Origin of the sequence: Idiomarina sp. OXR-189, assembly GCF_034373425.1 — a bacterium.
GTDB classification, from domain to species: Bacteria; Pseudomonadota; Gammaproteobacteria; order Enterobacterales; family Alteromonadaceae; genus Idiomarina; species Idiomarina zobellii.
Genome location: NZ_CP139706.1, coordinates 206,268 through 224,286 on the forward strand (window position 1 = coordinate 206,268; position 18,019 = coordinate 224,286).

Here is an 18,019-nt window from a genome sequence, read left to right on the forward strand (position 1 = left end):
AATCAGTAGCCCTGCTTAAAGTACATTACTTTTTCTAAATAACGACGACTTTCTGCCAACGGGTGTTTCGATGTTAAGTCCCGGTACACAAGCCCGGGCTGGCTTCGGTTTATTATTTGTAAAGCTTGGTTGCGGTTGCTGGAAAATGTTTTTAATACATTACCGGCGCCGCCGTTGTAGGCTGAAACAATAGCATACTCTCGGCTACTCGGGTCTGAAACACCCTTTAAATACTGAGTTTTTAATATATGCAGGTACGCGCTGCCAATGTCGATATTTTGTGCAGGATCAAACAGTTGTTGAGAAGTGGGCTGTCCTGGTATTTTTCGAATACGCTCGAACACGTCACGACCGGCGGTAGAGGGGACAACTTGCATTAAACCATAGGCATTTGCATGACTTACCGCATAAGGGTTAAAACTGCTTTCCGTTTCAATAATGGCGTAAATCAGTTCAGGCTCAATGTTATACCGGTTAGCAGCGGCTATAACGTAGTCTGAATATTGGTGCTTGCGTAGTGACTTATGCTCGTCGACAAGTGGGATTGTTACCTCGTAAACATCTGTCTCCTTGGCCTGACGAACCCGAAGCTTATTCTTTACTAAATATTCCGCAAAACGATTCGCTCGCCATTGGTATTCAACCACGACACCATCATGGTCGACGACTTGCCCGCTTAAAAATGGTTTGCCCGAGGCCTGTGACTCTTTGGCCGTAAATATATCGACTGCTGTTAAATCTGACGGTGTTAGTAATGTACGCACGATTGCCGCTTGCAGCTTTTGTCGGGTCTGAGTTTTGGTGGCGCTGTCATGTAGAGTCGCAACAGTGAGTAACCCCTGCTCAAAGTCGACCACAGCTTTAGCATGAAAGTTATCGCTGTATTTAACGTACTTTTTCGCGCTGGGAACCGTGTCTTCCTCGTCACCCCATATGGCCTCAGCAACGGCACGCAGGTTGCTCAAAGCCTCGCGTAAGTCCTCAATGTCGGTAATAAGCAGTTGTGGGTTGTTGCGGTAGCTTTGCAAACGTTCACGTGCCATAGATTCCACTACGGCGGTTGGATCGTTACCGCTAAGCACGCCGGTATTAATCACGCGTTTTACGTTATTAGGTGTTATTTGGCATCCGGCTAACACTAACATTGTGGCTATAGCCACCAGCAGCGTGGTTAATTGAGTCTTTTTATTCATAGCGCCTAAATTGAGCTTCACTTCCCTTGTTCAAGCTTTTACATTAGGGGAACATAAAAAGAAACCCTAAACACTATTAAAAAGTGTATTGAACAACAGGAATGACCATGCGCAGTCTCAAAATTGCGGCTCTTATAGCCGCTTCTTGGTTTGCTTTTCCCTCACAAGCTCAGCAACTGGCTGGAGAAAGCTCACTACTACCTGAAGCTAACTATCCCGATTCTGAAGTGACGGTAGAGCAGGTGCTTGGGTATCCACTCGGCACCAAAATAACCAGCCCGGCGGATATGAGTCGCTATTTTGAGGCGCTGAAAGCGGCGTATCCGAAGCAGGTGAAGCTTTTGGAGTACGGCGAAAGCTGGGAAGGTCGCACATTGTATTATGCGGTTATTTCCAGCGAAGAAAATATTGCCGACTTTGACGGCTTTATGCAGGGTATGCAGTCACTCGCGGATCCGCGCAAGACCAGCCGAAGTGAAGCAGAAAAGCTAATTAACGAACTGCCGGGTAGTATTTGGCTGTCGTATGGTGTTCATGGCAATGAAATTTCGTCGCCGGAAGCCTCTATGATGACGGCGTATCATTTGTTGCATGACCAACGCGAGCAAACGCAGCGCTGGTTAGACAACACCATGGTCTTTATTGACCCACTGCAAAATCCGGACGGACGAGCACGTTTTGTTGACCGCTACTACATGAGTGTTGGCATGGAGCACTCGGGCGATCGCCGCAGTGCGGAACATAACGAGCCCTGGCCAAACGGGCGCACAAACCATTATTTATTCGATATGAACCGGGACTGGATTGCGCTGACGCAGCCAGAAATTAGCGGTCAAATTGATGCCTTGCTGAAATACTATCCGTTGGTGTTTGTAGACCTGCATGAAATGGGCGGTGATTCGACCTACTACTTTACGCCGGAAGCCCGTCCTTATAACCCGTTAATTACAGAGTCTCAGCGCGAAAGTCTGAACTGGATAGGCAAAAATAACGGCCAGTGGTTCGACAAAAAAGGATTCGACTACTTCACGCGCGAAATTTTCGATGCGTTTTACCCGGGCTACGGTGCCAGCTGGCCGCTCTATTATGGTTCGGTGGCAATGACGTACGAAATGGCGTCGGCTCGCGGGCATTTGTTTAACCGTAAAGACGGTGACGTACTGACCTATGCCGACGGTGTTCAACAGCACTTTATTGCGTCTATTTCGACGATTCAAACAGTGTCAGAACGTCGTGAAGCGTTACTACAGAAATTCTGGAATTATCGTAAATCCGCCGTGGAAGCGGGTGAAGACGGCGATGTTCGCTCGTTAATTTTACCGGCAACAGATGACCCGGCTGGCGCACGTAAACTAGCGTCTTTGCTGGTTGAACAGGGGGTCGAAGTGAAGCAGGCTGAGCAGGCCTTTGAAGTGTGCGACGTTGACTACCAACCGGGCGCTTATATCGTTGATATGGCACAACCGTCGCATCGTCTTATTCGCACACTGATGGACGAACAAGTCGACATGGCGGACGACTTCTTAAAAGAGCAGGATCAACGCCGCAAGAACAACCTGCCAGACCAAATTTATGACGTAACTGGCTGGTCGTTACCACTAATGTTTAACGTGGACAGCCACAGCTGTGACGACTTGCCTGACGTAAGAACAGCTATGGTTGAAGAAGGTCGCATTGCACCGGGTAAAGTGGTTAACCCAGACGCGGAAGTCGCCTTTTTAGTCAGTTGGGGTGACATGAACGCGGGGCGCTTCTTAACCTCTGCGCTTCGCGAAGGCCTGAGTGTACGTCAAAGTGAATTAGCATTTACCCATGAAAAAGCGGGTCAGTTCCCAAGCGGTTCACTGATTCTTACGGTTGCAGACAACGGTCAAGCTCTGCCACAAACCCTGCAAAAGCTGGCGGAAGAGTCCGGAGCCACAGTCGAAGGTATTGATACGAGCTGGATGACTGAAGGTCCAAACTTTGGCTCTCATAATGTCAGTCAGTTAGAAGCGCCGAACATTGCCATTGCCTGGGACGAACCGGTGAGTGCGTATAACGCTGGCCACACCCGCTTTGTGATTGAACGTCAAATGGGCTACCCAGTAACCGCAATTCGCACCATGCAGTTGATTCAGGATGATCTGAACGGCTTGGACGTGTTGATTTTGCCGGAAGGTGGTTATGACGGTGTGTTCACCGAAGGGACTGTAGAAAAACTGAAGCAATGGGTGTCAGACGGCGGTGTACTGCTGACCTTGGGCGGTGCGTCAGCCTGGGCGGTTGATGCCGGTCTGCTGAATACCAAGCTCGAGCGCAAAGTACCGGAAGAAGGTGTAGAAAAACCGGCCGAGGAGCTAAAAATTGACGGCAAAGTAATTGAAAGCCGTGAACAATTCTTAACGGAAATAAAACCGCACGGCGCTGATCCAGACTGGGTGCCTGGTGCGTTGTTAAATGCGCAAGTCGATACTGACCATTGGTTAAGTGCGGGTGTAAAACCGCAAGTCGTGAGCATTTATAACGGCAACGACGTGCTGACCCCTATCGACATTAACCATGGTCGCAACATTGCTTGGTTTGCCGATGCAGATACGATGCTGGCAAGCGGTTTCTTATGGGATGATATTGCTAAGCAGCTACCTTATAAGCCGTTGCTAATATGGCAACCCAGCGGAAAAGGTATGGTGATTAGCTTTACCCAGGAGCCAACCTACCGCGCTTACATGGATGGCTTGAATACCTTATTAATGAATGCGCTATTTTTGGCACCAGCGAAAGCGCAATAGGAGCGAACTATGGCTGAGTTTGGCGTTATTGGTTTAGGGCGTTTCGGCGCCCGGACTTCAATGGAGCTTTTAGGCCTTGGACACCACGTCATTGGTGTCGACTCAGATGAAAAAGCTGTTGAAGCCATGGCGGAAGTGCTGACGCATTCGGCCATAGCCGATGTGACCGATGAAAAAGCACTACAAGAGCTCGATTTAGCCAATTGCGAAGTCGTCTTAGTGGCTATTGGTGAGGATCTTCAAGCCAGCTTGCTGTGTGTTTTGCACCTGAAAAGCATTGGTGTAAAAGAAATCTGGGCCAAAGCCACGTCTAAGTCACACCATCAGATTCTCTCCAAACTGGGGGTAAGCCGCATTATTCATCCGGAAGAGGAAATGGGCATTCGTGTAGCGCAGTCACTGAACTACCCCATGGTGAATGAATACATGTCGCTTGGGCATAACTGGTTTTGTGTGGAAATCAGTATTGGCGAGTATTTAAAAGGTAAAAAATTGCGCGATGTTTCCTCTGAAGACTCTGAATTTTTTCACATGTTGCTGCTGAAAAAGCGTGATGAGGTAACAACTAATCCGTCAATGGATATGGAGTTGGAAGGTAATGAAACTTTGGTAATGGCAGGTAGTTTAAAAGCTCTGAAGTCCATTGCACCTAAACTGAAAGAGCCTTCATGAAACAGTGGGTTCCCTCGTTAGCTTGGTTATACAGAAAGCCCGCCCGGCGCAAGCGTCGGGCTTTTAAAGCCAGCCCGCCGGTCATTTTGTCAGGAGGCTTTGCCTGCCTGATTCTACTGGGTACTTTGTTGCTGAAAATTCCGGGAGCCACGGAGCAGCCTATCACTTGGTTGGAAAGCCTGTTTACTGCAACGTCGGCAGTAACAGTAACCGGGTTGGTGGTAGTGGATACCGGCGCGACATATAGCGTATTTGGGCTGACCGTGTTGGCTGTGTTGATACAGGCGGGCGGCTTAGGTTTTATGACCTTTGCGGTGTTGGCCGCTATGTCGCTTGGTGGCCATGTCGGACTTCAGCATCAGTTAATGGCTAAAGAAGCCATGCATCAAACCAGTCTTGCCAATATTGGTCGTACGGCTAAAGCAGTGGTGTCTTTGGCACTGACGGTTGAGGCCGTTGCCGTAGTGGGCTTAACACTCACCTGGTGGGGTGATAAAGGCTTTGTAGACGCCTTATCGGAAGCGGTATTTTACGCCATTTCTGCCTTTAACAGCGCCGGCTTTGTGCTCTCGCCTAATGGTTTAGTCGATTACGCTAGCAGTATTCCAGTGAACCTTATTGTCAGCATTTTATTTGTCATTGGTGGCTTGGGCTTCTCGGTTATTACTAACATTGCGGAGAAGCGGCGTTGGCATGACTTTTCGGTGTATACCCGCGCGATTTTAATCGCCACGCTAATTATTAATGTGCTCTCTGTGGCCATTATTTGGTTGTTAGAAATGAACAACCCGGCCACCTTTGCTAATTTGAGTATTGGGGATCAGGCAATGGCGGCCTGGTTCCAGGCAACAACCCCCCGTTCGGCAGGTTTTAATACGGTTGATACCGGCGCTATGACAGAAGCCAGTGCCGTATTCACGCTATTGCTCATGCTGATTGGCGGCGGCTCAATGAGTACTGCGGGCGGTATTAAGTTAGGCACCTTTATTGTGCTGTTAGTGGCAACCTACGCTTTTTTAAGACGCCGCGAACACGTGACTTTGTTGAACCGAACTGTGCCACAGGAAATTGTGATGAAAGCGCTGGCGGTGACCTTAGTTACGCTCACTTTAATGTTCCTTGGCATATTTATCCTAATGATTTTGAATCCGCTGCCGTTTATAGATATAACCTTTGAAGTTTTATCTGCGTCGGCAACAGTGGGACTTTCTCGTGGCATTACTGCCGATGTTACTGCCGCAAGTCAGGTAGTATTAGTATTTTTAATGTTTGCCGGCCGTGTTGGGCCACTGACATTGGCCTATTTTTTAGCGACGCCGCGTAAACGACACATACGTTTCCCTGAAACCGATATTCAGGTTGGCTAAGCAAAACTTATAATAAAAAGCGATTAAAAATCATGCTGAAGAAACTGAAGTTCACTCAAAAAGTCATTGTCGCTGCATCGGCGATACTGGTGTTGGTCTTAGGTATTTTTACCTTGACTAATTTTTTGCAAATGTCGACGCAAACTCGGACGGAGCTTCAGCAGCAAATGCAGGCATTGTCGGACTCGGTGTCGAACAATATCTCACAATGGTTTAACGACCGCATGAGCATCGTGCAGGCCACTGCCGATGCTTATAAAACCGCTGATTCAACCGAGCGTGCACTGGAGCGTGTGCAACAGTCAAAAGCGGCAGGCAATTTTAAAAACGTGTATTACGGGTTAATTGACGGGACCTTCTTGCTCGATGACACCAACATTGACTTGCCTGACGACTACGATGCCCGCACACGCCCCTGGTATCAGCTGGCGGTCGATGAAGGGCAGCCAACCTACACTACGCCTTATATTGACGTAACCACAGATGAGCTGACGATTACCGCCGTTGTACCTATGGAACGGAATGGTCGCTTGGTGGGAGTGGCTGGTGGCGACATGATGCTGGATGATATTTCCGCCATTATTAACGACATCGATTTCATGGGCATGGGACAGGCCTTTTTGGTCAGTGATAGCCGAAATATTTTGGTTCATCCGAATGAAAAACGAATTGAGACCTCTTTAAATGACTACATAGACAGCTCTGTGTCGTTCTCGTCGAGCTTTAAAGAATACCAAGTGGATGGCCAGGATAGCTTGGTCTCTTTTCATAAAATTAAAGGCATTCAAGGCGTTGACTGGTATTTGGGGGTCGTCATTGATCGCACAAAAGCCTATGCCGATGTGTCGACGTTTGGCTGGACTGCCGTTGTTTATTTAGTGCTTGGCATTGTCGCTGTTGTTGTGTCGATGAGCTGGTTGCTGAGGTTATTACTCAAACCGCTACGCCGTCTGAATGAGGCGGTAACGGATATTGCCCGAGGTGAGGGCGATTTAACGCAGCGGCTGCCGGTAGAGTCAGACGATGAGTTCGGTGTTGTGTCGCAGCGTATGAATGAGTTTATCGAGCGAATTCAGAATGCACTACAAGAAGTGACGAGCGCAGCAAAACAAGTCGAACAAAATATCAGTAGTATGACGAAAGCCAGCGACGATTCGATGCACATTGGTCATGAGCAAGCGAACAAAGCGAACTCTGTGGCTACGGCCATCAACGAGCTTGGCGCGAGTGCAACTGAAATTGCCGACAGTGCGGCGAAGGCGTCTGCGCAGGCTAGCACCGGTAGTGAAAAAACCACTGCGGCTCAACAGGCGTTGCAACACAATCGTCAGCAAATTCAGCACTTATCTGAACGAATGGACGCATCAGGGCAGGCGATTGGGAAACTCGACGAAGACACGCAGAACATTGGTCAGATTATTGAAGTGATAAAAGGCATTACCGAGCAAACGAACTTGCTAGCGCTTAACGCCGCTATTGAAGCTGCACGAGCGGGTGAAGCGGGCAGAGGCTTCGCCGTTGTCGCGGACGAAGTTCGAAACCTGGCACAACGTACCTCAGACTCGGCCGCCGAAGTAGAAAACATGATTGAAAAAGTACGTCAGGGCACCAAGTCAGCAGTTAGCGTCATTAAAGAAAGTCGTGAAATTAGTGACGCTTGTGTGCAGAGTGCGGAGGAGTCTGCTGAGCACATGAGCGAAATTGATGCCATTATTTCGCAAATTGACGAGGTCAACCATTCGGTTGCGTCTGCAACAGAGCAGCAAACCTCAGTGATCCAAACGCTCGATAAAGACATTATGGATATCAGTAGTATGAACGACCAAAGTGTTGCTAATCTGGATAATACCCAGCAAGCGTGTGGCGAGTTAAGCCGTGCATTTGAACGCTTGGAAGAATTGGTGACACAGTTTAAACTGAATTGATACATCTCAAATAACGGAGTTTTATATGAATAAGGCTTGGATGATTGGCGCAGTTGCGCTTATAGGTACGCCGGTACTGGCAACCGCTGAAGCCGCTCAAATGGAAAGAACGGAAGCGTCAGCGAATGCACAAGCTTATATTATTTCACCCCAAGACGGTGAAGTGGTTGGCAAAACCTTTAAAGTGAAATTTGGCTTGAACGGTATGGGCGTTGCTCCAGCGGGTGTTGATGTTAAGCATACCGGGCATCACCATTTATTAATCGATAAAGACGAACTGCCGGCTATGGACAAACCTATGGGTGGTGACGTTATCCACTTTGGTGGCGGCCAAACAGAAACTATGGTGACTCTGGAACCGGGCGAGCATACTTTGCAGCTTATCCTGGGTGACAAAAACCACGTACCACACGACCCTGCGGTAGTGTCTAAGAAAATCACCATTACCGTTAAAGACGACTAATCGAGCTCGAGCTCAAGTTGCAGCTGTTCACTGGGATCAGGTAATGCAGCACTGATCCCTAACAGCCTTACCCCTTTCCCTTTACCCCGTTGCCAGGCTTCGCTCAGCAACTCATAAAACAAACTGGGTGACACAAACTGAGTGCTTCTTGATACCGTCGTTTGAGTAAAGTCTGAGAACTTCAGTTTTAGCGTCTGGCTTCGTATGGGTTGTTCGCGCCAGTGTTTTACTTTCATGCGTTCACGAAGTTTTGGCAGTAAGTTTTCCTGAACGTAAGTTTGTGCGGTGGACTCTAGCTTCATGTCAGACGTTAATGTCTGCTCCACACCAACGCTTTTGCGGATACGTTCAGTAACTACTTCCCGCTTGTCGCGACCATGGCAGCGCTCAAACAAAACATAACCCGCTTTTTCGCCCAGTATTTCCTGAAGTTGTTGCAGTTCTATGTTTTGAATGTCCTTACCTGTCATTAAGCCATAGTTAGTAAGTACTTGCTGACTCTTAGGGCCAACGCCGGGTATTTGCTTGAGGTTGAGTTTGGCTATGTAGCCGAATACGTCGTCAGGAGGTACGACAAACTGACCATCCGGTTTGCGTTCTTCACTAGCGATTTTTGCGACCATTTTTTGATTGGAGATGCCTGCCGAGCCGGTTATTCCTAGCGAACGAATACGCTCTCTCACGGCGTTCATAGTTAGTGTCGCACTTCCCCGATAAAGTTCGTTATGGGTCAGGTCGAGGTAGAATTCATCAATAGATGCGGGCTCTACTCGGTGAGTGACTTCATAAAGAACGTCCAGTACTTGGTTGGATAGTTCGCGGTAATAACTGCCGTCGGGTTTGACGAAGGTCAGTTGCGGGCAAAGTTTTCGTGCCTGACTGCCGGGCATGGCACTGCGAACGCCGTATTGACGTGCCAGGTAATTAGCTGTGGCAACCACACCGCGCTCGCCGCCACCACCGACCGCAAAAGGCCGATTCTTAAGCTTTGGGTTACGCAATTCTTCCGCAGATGCGAAGAAAGCATCCAAGTCAAGAAGAGCAATTTTTCGGGCAATTTCAGCCAAGTGTTTATCCTTTGCGCATTTGTGGTTATAATCGCATCCACTAACTGGGCGTGCAAGAACACCAGCCATTTTAGGAGAAACCAGTGAGAGTTATGAATTCATTCTTTGTTAAAAGTGTTTTAGGTACTTTGTCTTTGTTGTTTACGCTGTCTGTAAGCGCAGCGTCAGTGCAAGACGACATGTCTCGTGAAGCTATCGCTGAGCGCATTAAGCCTATTGGTAAACATTATGTGGCTGGTGAGAGCAGTGCTGCGGAAGAAAGCAGTGGCCCGCGCTCAGGTCAGCAGGTGTATGATAAGTTCTGTACTGCCTGTCATACCAGTGGTGTTATGGGTGCACCGAAAATTAACAATGCAGCAGACTGGGAAGAGCGTCTGGCGCAAGGTATGGACACAGTATTGAAACACGCAGTTGAAGGTTTCAATGCAATGCCGCCCAAAGGCACTTGCAGTGACTGCTCTGAAGAAGAAATTCAGGCCGCAATTGACTACATGGTTGAAGATATTTAAGCATTAGATCTCTTCTAAATGTTATAAAAGGCCGCATTAAGCGGCCTTTTTAACGTCAATTGACGTGATCCTCGTAGTATTTCTTCCCTGAATATTCAAATTTTTTCGCAAAATCTTTCCAAACGCCTGACCACTGTCTATACTACTTACCTGTTAAAAAAGTTAACATCTGTTGATTAAGTGTACTTGGCAGGGAGAGTCGTGCTTAAAGGTAAGCAGAAATGACAAAAGGAAAGGTAAGTAACGCGCAAATTCAGCAATTACAGACTGAAAATGAGCGCTTACAAAAGGTCGTCGATAGGCTTAAAGGTCTGACCCAAAAATACCGATCCGCTGAAGTGGTTCAAAAGGCGCTGTTTCGTATTTCGGAACTGGCGGCTTCTGCGCGCGAGATGGATAATTTCTACCGTTCCCTGCATGAAATTATTGGCGAGCTGATGTATGCGCGTAATTTCTACATCAGTTTGTATGACGCGAAAGACGAAACTGTCGACTTTGTTTACTTTGTCGATGAAGTGGACCAGGACACCCTGTTTGAACAAGTACCTATTGACCAGCTAAGCAAAGGTCTAACTGGTTATGTGCTAAGGAAAGGTCAGTCACTGCGCTGCCCGCCAGAGGTCTATCAGCGTTTAATTGAACAAGGTGAAATTGAAGGGCTCGGTGCGGAGCATAAAGACTGGCTGGGTGTACCGCTTAAACATGGTGAAGCCACCATCGGCATTATGGTTGTGCAAAGCTACAACGAAGACGTGCGTTATGACAGTGCGGACGAGGACTTGTTAATGTTCGTGTCTCAGCACGTTGTTAATGCGCTCGAACGTTTGAAGCAACGCGACTTAATGCAAAGTGAAATTGAGCATCAAACGGCTGAGCTACGCCATGTCAACGAAAGTCTGATGAGCGAAATTACCATTCGCGAACGCGCGGAGCAGCAGACCTCGGTACTTTTTGCCATTTCGGAGTTAACCAATACGTCAGACGACATGGGTGCGTTTTACCGGCAGCTGCACCGACAAATTGGTAAGCTTATTCATGCTGACAACTTCTATGTTGCGCTACTGTCTGACGATAAGAAATTTATTCACTTCCCTTACCACGTCGATGAAACCGGTAATAAAGCAGAGAAAAGGCGGGTGGGTAAAGGCTTAACCGAGTACGTCATTAAAAAGCGGGAACCTGCTTTTATTGATTCAGGCAAACGTCAGCAGTTGCTTAAAACCAATGAGATAGAGCTAGGTTTTGGCGGCATGAAACTCGCCAAGCAGTGGCTGGGCAGCCCGCTGATGATGAACGGCCAAGTGTTTGGTGTTATAGCGGTCCAAACCTACGATGGTGAGTTCTTGTACCAAAGTGATGACCTGGAGCTGCTGAACTTCGTATCGCAACATGTTGCGGTGGCGATTGACCGCAAGCGCTCAGCCGAAGAAATACAACGCGTAAACCAATTCCTTGAAAAGAAAGTCGCAGAGCGCACCGAAGAGCTAGTCTCGGAAATTGAACGACGCAAGAAAACCGAGTCAAACCTGTTCCACGCTGCGCACCATGACAACTTGACTGGGTTGCCGAATCGGATTTTATTTAATGAACGCTTAAAGCAAGCCGTTACGCATAAACGACGACACCCGGAGCATCATTTTGCAGTGTTGTTTGTCGACTTAGACCGTTTTAAAAACATCAACGATACCCTGGGCCACTCAGCGGGCGACGAATTCCTGTTGGAAGTCAGTAAGCGTATTGGTAGCTGTGTGAGAGATAACGACATGGTCGCTCGTTTAGGCGGAGATGAGTTCGTTATTCTGCTGGATACCATTACCACTATTGAAGACGCAAAAGACGTCGCGAAGCGCATTATTCAGCAGATGAACGAGCCGTTTCAGCTTAACGGACAAGAGCACTATTCCGGTGCCAGTATTGGTATTGCCGAGTGCCTTGAGAAAACAGATTCTGCGGAGCGTCTGCTGCGTGACGCCGATGCGGCGATGTATCAGGCGAAAGGCATGGGACGTGGTCGCTATGTGCTATTCGATGACAGTATGCACGAGTCTCTGGTGGATAGCGTCAGAAAAGAAACGGCGTTGCGACATGCGAAAGTTGAGCAAGACTTTGCGGTAAATTATCAGCCTATTATGCAACTCGATACAGGCGAGGTCAGAGGTATTGAAGCGCGTATTGAGTGGCAAGACCCGCGTTATTCATTCGACAGCAGTGAACTGCTACCGCTTGCAGAGCGCACCGGGCTTATTGTGAAGCTCGACCGTTATGCACTCAAAACCGCGTGTCAGTGGGTTGCGAACAAAGGTCTTCCGCAAGACGTTTTGCTGCATGTGAATTTGTCCGTGCGTCATTTGCTTAAAACAAGTCATTTGAACGAGCTGGTTAACATTGTTCTGGATAACGGTGTTAAACCAGAGCAGGTGGCGTTGGAGTTTGATGAAACCTCATTAGTGCAGGACGGTCGCCGTGTGCTGGCCAGCCTGAGGCGTTTATCCGAGTTTGGCTTTACGTTGGCAATAGATAACTTTGGCAGCGGCTCAGGGCCATTACAGTTCTTATATAACTTCCCGTTCAGTATTTTAAAACTGGACCATCACTACATAGCACGCCTGGGTAGCAATTCGCGTGCGCAGGCCATGCTTAAACATATTGTGACGCTTTGCCACGAGCTTGATATTCAGGTTTATGCTGACGGCTTAGAAACCGAAGGTCAAAAGCAGGATGTCGAAGAACAGGGGGTTGTCATAGGCCAGGGCAGTTATATTAATGCTAACTATGAAGTGGAACTGAAAAAAGACGACGGCAGTAACTTCGTCTGCGCTTAAGACTTCTTCAGCGCATTCTTTAGCATTTCCAGCCCCTGACTTCTTTGTTCTTCCCGCTCTTCATCTGATTTCTGCTTGCGGTGTTCCCACTCTAAGTCATCCTGAGGGAGCTCTAGCAGGAAACGACTGGGCTGCGGCTCAAGCTTTTCCCCAAACTGGCGGCGCTCTTTCGCCATAGTGAAGACTAACTTATGCTGTGCCCGGGTTATGCCCACATAAGCCAGCCGACGCTCTTCTTCAATATTGTTTTCATCAATACTGCTTTGATGCGGCAGTAAGCCTTCTTCCATACCCACCAAAAACACGTAAGGAAACTCCAGTCCTTTGGATGCATGCAGGGTCATTAACTGTACCTGCTCAAACTGCTCGTCGTCTTCGTTACGGGACATCATATCGCGCAGAGATAAACGGCTGACGACCTGATGCAGTTCCATAGGCTCATGTTCGGCATCGCCTTTTAGCATATCGGACACCCAGCGATGCAGCTCATAGACGTTTTTAACGCGCATCTCAGCGGCTTTGGCACTGGGACTTTGTTCAAACAACCAGTCCTCATAGCCGATATCGCTCAGCAGTTGTCGTACGGCATCTCCCGCACTTTCTTGATGATCAGCCTGACGGGCGAGGGTATCTATCATATTGCGGAACACGTCTACATGCTGAAAAATACCGGTGCTGAGCTGCGTTTTTAAATGCGGTGACTGACAGGCTTCAAATAAGCTGCAGCCTAACTCTTGCGATAAACGACCAATGCGCTCCACGGTTTGCGGACCAATGCCACGGCGCGGCGTGTTAATAATACGTAGAAAGGCGGTGTCGTCGGTTGGATTCACCAACAACCGCAGGTAAGCCATAATATCTTTGACTTCCGCACGGGCAAAGAATGACTGACCACCGGTAATTTTGTACGGAATACGGTTGTTCATTAGCGCCTTCTCAAACAAGCGCGACTGATGGTTACCCCGGTATAAAATGGCAAAATGGTGATACGGCGTTTTACGTAAAAAACGGTGCTTCACAATCTCGGCCACCACACGCTCTGCTTCGTGCTCTTCATTTCGGCCAAAGATAACACTCAGCGGTTCACCGTATTCCATCTCGGAAAACAGCTTTTTCTCAAAGACGTGTGGGTTATTTTCAATGAGGATGTTCGCCGCCTTCAGAATTCGTCCGTGGGACCGATAATTCTGTTCCAGTTTCACCACTTCCAGCTGCGGAAAGTCCTGTTTTAATAGTGCCAGGTTCTTTGGCTGCGCACCGCGCCAGGAGTAAATGGACTGGTCGTCGTCACCCACCACGGTAAAACGGGCACGCTCGCCCACCAGTAATTTAACCAGCTGGTACTGACTGGTGTTAGTATCCTGATACTCGTCCACCAATAGGTACTGAAACTTTTTCTGCCAGCGCGCGCGGACGTTTTCGTTGGTTGCCAGCAATAAGGTTGGCAGACGAATCAGGTCGTCAAAGTCGACGGCATTACAGGCGCTCAGGTTATTCTGGTATTGCTGATAAACCTGAGCAAAGGCATTTTCCTGATCGTTCCCAGCTTTCTGCAAAGCCTGCTCGGGCGAGAGCATGGCGTTCTTCCAGTGTCCTATCTGATGCTGACAGGCTTGAATCAGCGCTTTATCGCCCTCAAATACATCTTCAGTAAGAGCATTAAGCAGGGCGTAGGTGTCCTGGTCGTCAAATAACGAAAAACCGGGTTTAAACCCTAGTGTGCTGAGTTCGCGGCGGATAATATTCAGCCCCAGAGTATGAAAGGTACACACGGTTAAACCGCGCAGCTGCGCTTTCGGCAAGGTTTGCGCAATACGCTCTTTCATTTCTTTGGCAGCTTTATTGGTGAAAGTCACCGCGCCAATTTGGCGTGCCGTGTAAATTTGCTGACGAATAAGGTAGGCAATTTTCTCGGTAATAACACGAGTTTTACCGCTACCGGCACCGGCCAGTACCAATAAAGGTCCCCGAGTATAATGTACAGCCTGGTTCTGGCGATCGTTCAGCATGGGCGCCGCGGAGTTCCTGATTCGTGAAAAAGCCGATAAGAAGCTCGGATTTTACCTGAATCTCCTGCTAAGCTAAATGAATAAGCAACGATTTACACAAAGAGAGACTTATGGACAACAAAACAATAGAGAATATTGCTCGCCAAATTAACGACAGTATGCCTGCCGGTGTTAAAGAACTGGCCGGTAATATGGAGCAACGTGTTAAACAAACACTGCAGTCACAGCTGTCAAAACTCGACTTAGTGACCCGCGAAGAGCTGGACGTACAGCAGCAAATGTTACTGCGCCTGCGTGAGCGCGTTGAGCTGTTAGAAAAAGAACTGGAAGCGACCAAAAACCAAAACAAGGACTAAGTCAGACGTATGATCCAATGGATTAGTGGAAAAGTTGTCGAGAATTACCGTTGGAGTGCTGGCGTTTTCAGTTTGAGAATTTTGGCCGAGCCGTTTGACTTTAAGGCCGGGCAGTTTGTTCGTTTAGGCCTGAATGTGGGTGGCGAGCAGCTATTGCGTGCCTACTCGCTGGCCAGTGCGCCGGGTGAAGCCATATTGGACTTTGTGATTGCCGAAGTGGAAGACGGCGAGGTTAGTACTAAGCTCGCTCAGTTGCAGCCGGGCGACAGTGTGGACATTACCCAGCCCGCCGGTGGCTTTTTCACATTGGACGAAGTACCGGACGGCGACAGCTTGTGGATGCTCTCTACCGGAACCGGCATTGGCCCGTTCATTTCCATGTTAAGAACCGAAAAGCCATGGGAACGATTCAAGCGCATTAACCTGGTACATGGTGTTCGTGTGGCAGAAGACCTGGTTTATCAGGGGCAAATAGAGCAGTGGCAACAAGAATACCCGGGCCAGTTAGGCTACCAGCCTATTATTACCCGTGAAAACATTCCCGGAGCTCTATCTGCACGCATTCCTGAACTGATTAGCTCCGGGCAGTTAAGCGACGCACTCGGTACACCGCTGGATAGCCGCGCACAAGTGATGCTTTGTGGTAACCCCGACATGATAAAAGAGTCACGCGCCGCACTGACTGAGTTAGGACTTGCCAAAAACACCCGCCGTAAGCCTGGTAACGTGACTTCGGAAAATTATTGGTAAGACGCCTACGTAAATGGAAATTGCTGCTTCTCATGCAGCACGCGCAAAACTCGTATGTTGGTTCCGTCAATAGAGTAAGGGACAAGCATAGAAATATCGGGGAGGATTAAAAGCCTTCCCTTTATATTCTCGCGTTTAACGCCAATATAGGGCTGCTCAAGCAATGTTTCGACTTTGCTTTGTATCAGTGAATCGGTTTGTTCGGCCACTATGGGGTTAAAATTGTAAAGAAACTCGAAAATCCTTTCTCTGTCTTTTAGGGCATCCTCTTCCCAATAAATCATTTGCGCGCCTTATTTACGAATTTGAGCCTTAAATTTTTCCATGCGGTTTTTTGCTTGTTCGTTATCCATGAACTCAGACTGGCCAGACTCCAACTTCTGGAATGCTTGGTTCACTTGTTCTGTAAGCCAGCTGTCCTGCGATAGTTGCTTTCGACGCTCCGATGCCAGCTGTTCGGCAAGCTGCCGACACGCGTCACTCAAAGTCCGACCTTCACTCTCCGCTTGCTGTTGCGCTAAGTGTTTTGTTTGTTCATCGATACGAAACTGAATTCTTGTTTCCATGATGGTTCTCTTTTAAATGTGTACTCACAAATGTTAGTACGCATTGAAAGTTTTATCAAATTACAGCTCTCAATTTATTCGTCAAACCTGGAAACTTATTACTATCGTTATATTCCAAAAAAGAGCAGATCAATAGCTGCGGTGATTCTATCTCTGTCGTGGGATAGGTCACCGACTGTGTTAGTGAGCTGAGCTTTAGAAATACTCGCCATATCTTGTGTCATCAATGCGAATGTCTTTCCCTCAACGGTAACATCCGGGTTCAGCTTGGTGAGTTGAAAGGATTCAGCCAGCGCAGTGGGTATCAAAGGTATAACTAAGGTTGTCGGTAAGGCTGACAGCAGATCGCTCTGCACATCAATAAGATAGGGGTAGGTTGTGCGTGTCGCTGTATTGTTATTAGCGTAGACGGTGAATTGAGCCATCAGAATTTTCGCACGCTCTCGCTGAATGTTCCGTTGCGCTCTACAAATTGGTTATACGCTTCCATTGCGTCAGAGTTTTCCTTCAGCCAATGCGCTTGTTCTTTCAAACGAATTTGTTCCTTCAATGCAGATTCAAGTGTCGCCGATAAATTGATATCAAGCGACTTTGCTTTTGCTAGAAGTTCAGCGTTAATACTGACATTTGTCGGCTTCTTTGAAGCAGATGAGGTTGTGTAAGCAGCCATTTTATCACCTGTTATTAACTCTGCTATAATTCATGCGCATTAACCATGCGCATGAATTATAGCAGAGTTAATTTCAGATGGTTAACCCTTTCTCCTTGAGGTTTCACACAAGGCTAGTGATAAAACGACACTGATTAATTCAGATCGAACTGTGTTGTCGCTATTTCTTCCAGCTTGTCATAAGGGATGTAACCGGGCGTTACCTGCTGACCAATGATAATAGTCGGTGTGCCGCGAAAGCCTAAATCACGAAATGCCGACATATTTTTGCGAATAACCGCCTCGCTCTCGCCGGACGGTGACAAAAAGGCCTCGGTACTCGTGACTTGCGCAACACTTTGCAGTGAATCGGCGGTGTGCATGCCTGACTTCTTCATCATTAAGTTGTGGGCTTCAAAGAACGCCTTAGGGTCATTGCGCCACAGATTCAGCCCATAAAGTGCGGAATTGGTTTTGAGCCCATCAACCTGCTGTTGGCGTAAAGGCACAAAAATGTTCACAACCTGAATAGACGGGTATTCCTCAACCAGCTTATGCAGGCCGGGCTCTAACTTTTTGCAAAACGGACAGTTGTAATCGGTAAACACAATTATTTTATGCGGCGCATCTTGGTCACCTAAAATTGGATGTGCCGCCGACTGATACAGCCATTCCTGGTGGTTAGCAAAGGCGTTTTTCTGCTCACTTTGCTGTTCTAAAAAGCGCTGCAAGCCTCTGTGAATGTTCGGAATAAGCTGCGGGTTTTCACGCAATAGCTGTTCGACTTTCTCCAAATCTTCTTCTTGTTGTGGGTTTAAATCTTGCGCAAATACGTTGCTGCTAAAGATAAAAGCAACGATGAAAAACGTTTTATAGATAAAATTCATACAACTTTCCTAC

17 protein-coding genes are annotated in these 18,019 nt (G+C 47.9%); 9 read left to right on the forward strand and 8 right to left on the reverse strand.

The features are described from left to right. Positions 1–2 precede the first annotated feature (2 nt). Positions 3–1,193 (reverse strand): murein transglycosylase domain-containing protein, encoded by a 1,191-nt coding sequence (locus UM402_RS00935; protein WP_322295387.1) that lies wholly within the window; start codon positions 1,191–1,193, stop codon positions 3–5. 107 nt (positions 1,194–1,300) lie between these two features. Here UM402_RS00935 and UM402_RS00940 point away from each other — a divergent pair, with 107 nt between their 5' ends. From UM402_RS00940 to UM402_RS00960, 5 genes are read left to right on the forward strand one after another with little or no spacing between them, the layout of a single operon-like run. Further along, a complete protein-coding gene (locus UM402_RS00940; RefSeq protein ID WP_322295388.1) occupies positions 1,301–3,964 on the forward strand; it encodes a M14 family zinc carboxypeptidase in 2,664 nt (887 codons plus the stop codon). 9 nt (positions 3,965–3,973) lie between these two features. Next, the gene (locus UM402_RS00945) at positions 3,974–4,636 is read left to right on the forward strand and encodes a TrkA family potassium uptake protein (RefSeq protein ID WP_322295389.1); all 663 of its coding nucleotides are present in this window, start codon (positions 3,974–3,976) and stop codon (positions 4,634–4,636) included. Continuing rightward, on the forward strand, positions 4,633–6,003 hold the full coding sequence (locus tag UM402_RS00950) for a TrkH family potassium uptake protein (protein WP_322295390.1): 1,371 nt from the start codon (positions 4,633–4,635) through the stop codon (positions 6,001–6,003). The genes UM402_RS00945 and UM402_RS00950 overlap by 4 nt, the downstream gene beginning before the upstream one ends. Positions 6,004–6,035: 32 nt before the next feature. Further along, positions 6,036–7,928 carry a methyl-accepting chemotaxis protein gene (locus UM402_RS00955; protein WP_322295391.1) on the forward strand — a complete coding sequence of 631 codons (1,893 nt, stop codon included), beginning with the start codon at positions 6,036–6,038 and terminating at the stop codon, positions 7,926–7,928. A gap of 25 nt (positions 7,929–7,953) precedes the next feature. After that, entirely contained in the window at positions 7,954–8,391 is a 438-nt protein-coding gene (locus tag UM402_RS00960; protein ID WP_273267694.1) for a DUF4399 domain-containing protein, read from the forward strand. On the opposite strand, the gene dinB is transcribed toward UM402_RS00960, so the two are convergent. Further along, positions 8,388–9,458, reverse strand: coding sequence for a DNA polymerase IV (gene dinB / locus UM402_RS00965; RefSeq protein ID WP_289117459.1), 1,071 nt, complete (start codon positions 9,456–9,458; stop codon positions 8,388–8,390). The two genes, UM402_RS00960 and dinB, sit on opposite strands and share 4 nt — an antisense overlap. An 83-nt stretch (positions 9,459–9,541) precedes the next feature. On the opposite strand from dinB, the gene UM402_RS00970 reads away from it, so the two are divergent. Beyond that, a complete protein-coding gene (locus UM402_RS00970; protein WP_322295392.1) occupies positions 9,542–9,967 on the forward strand; it encodes a cytochrome c5 family protein in 426 nt (141 codons plus the stop codon). Between the two features lie 221 nt (positions 9,968–10,188). Continuing rightward, positions 10,189–12,789: an EAL domain-containing protein gene (locus tag UM402_RS00975; RefSeq protein WP_322295393.1), complete on the forward strand. Its 2,601-nt coding sequence runs from the start codon at positions 10,189–10,191 to the stop codon at positions 12,787–12,789. Here UM402_RS00975 and rep read toward each other — a convergent pair. Beyond that, positions 12,786–14,798 carry a DNA helicase Rep gene (gene rep, locus UM402_RS00980; protein ID WP_322295394.1) on the reverse strand — a complete coding sequence of 671 codons (2,013 nt, stop codon included), beginning with the start codon at positions 14,796–14,798 and terminating at the stop codon, positions 12,786–12,788. The genes UM402_RS00975 and rep overlap by 4 nt on opposite strands. Before the next feature lie 110 nt (positions 14,799–14,908). Here rep and UM402_RS00985 point away from each other — a divergent pair, with 110 nt between their 5' ends. After that, on the forward strand, positions 14,909–15,154 hold the full coding sequence (locus UM402_RS00985; RefSeq protein WP_011233471.1) for an accessory factor UbiK family protein: 246 nt from the start codon (positions 14,909–14,911) through the stop codon (positions 15,152–15,154). A gap of 9 nt (positions 15,155–15,163) precedes the next feature. Next, the gene (locus UM402_RS00990; RefSeq protein ID WP_322295395.1) at positions 15,164–15,904 is read left to right on the forward strand and encodes a ferredoxin--NADP reductase; all 741 of its coding nucleotides are present in this window, start codon (positions 15,164–15,166) and stop codon (positions 15,902–15,904) included. 5 nt (positions 15,905–15,909) lie between these two features. On the opposite strand, the gene UM402_RS00995 is transcribed toward UM402_RS00990, so the two are convergent. The 5 genes from UM402_RS00995 to UM402_RS01015 form a co-directional block, all read right to left on the reverse strand. Beyond that, the gene (locus UM402_RS00995; protein ID WP_058576589.1) at positions 15,910–16,188 is read right to left on the reverse strand and encodes a type II toxin-antitoxin system mRNA interferase toxin, RelE/StbE family; all 279 of its coding nucleotides are present in this window, start codon (positions 16,186–16,188) and stop codon (positions 15,910–15,912) included. A 9-nt stretch (positions 16,189–16,197) separates the two neighbouring features. Further along, a complete protein-coding gene (locus tag UM402_RS01000; RefSeq protein WP_054488587.1) occupies positions 16,198–16,470 on the reverse strand; it encodes a type II toxin-antitoxin system RelB/DinJ family antitoxin in 273 nt (90 codons plus the stop codon). Between the two features lie 107 nt (positions 16,471–16,577). After that, positions 16,578–16,895 (reverse strand): CcdB family protein, encoded by a 318-nt coding sequence (locus UM402_RS01005; protein ID WP_058576590.1) that lies wholly within the window; start codon positions 16,893–16,895, stop codon positions 16,578–16,580. Further along, entirely contained in the window at positions 16,895–17,140 is a 246-nt protein-coding gene (locus UM402_RS01010) for a type II toxin-antitoxin system CcdA family antitoxin (RefSeq protein ID WP_058576591.1), read from the reverse strand. The genes UM402_RS01005 and UM402_RS01010 overlap by 1 nt, the downstream gene beginning before the upstream one ends. Positions 17,141–17,274: 134 nt before the next feature. Beyond that, positions 17,275–18,006 carry a DsbA family protein gene (locus UM402_RS01015; protein WP_058576592.1) on the reverse strand — a complete coding sequence of 244 codons (732 nt, stop codon included), beginning with the start codon at positions 18,004–18,006 and terminating at the stop codon, positions 17,275–17,277. Positions 18,007–18,019: the final 13 nt, after the last annotated feature.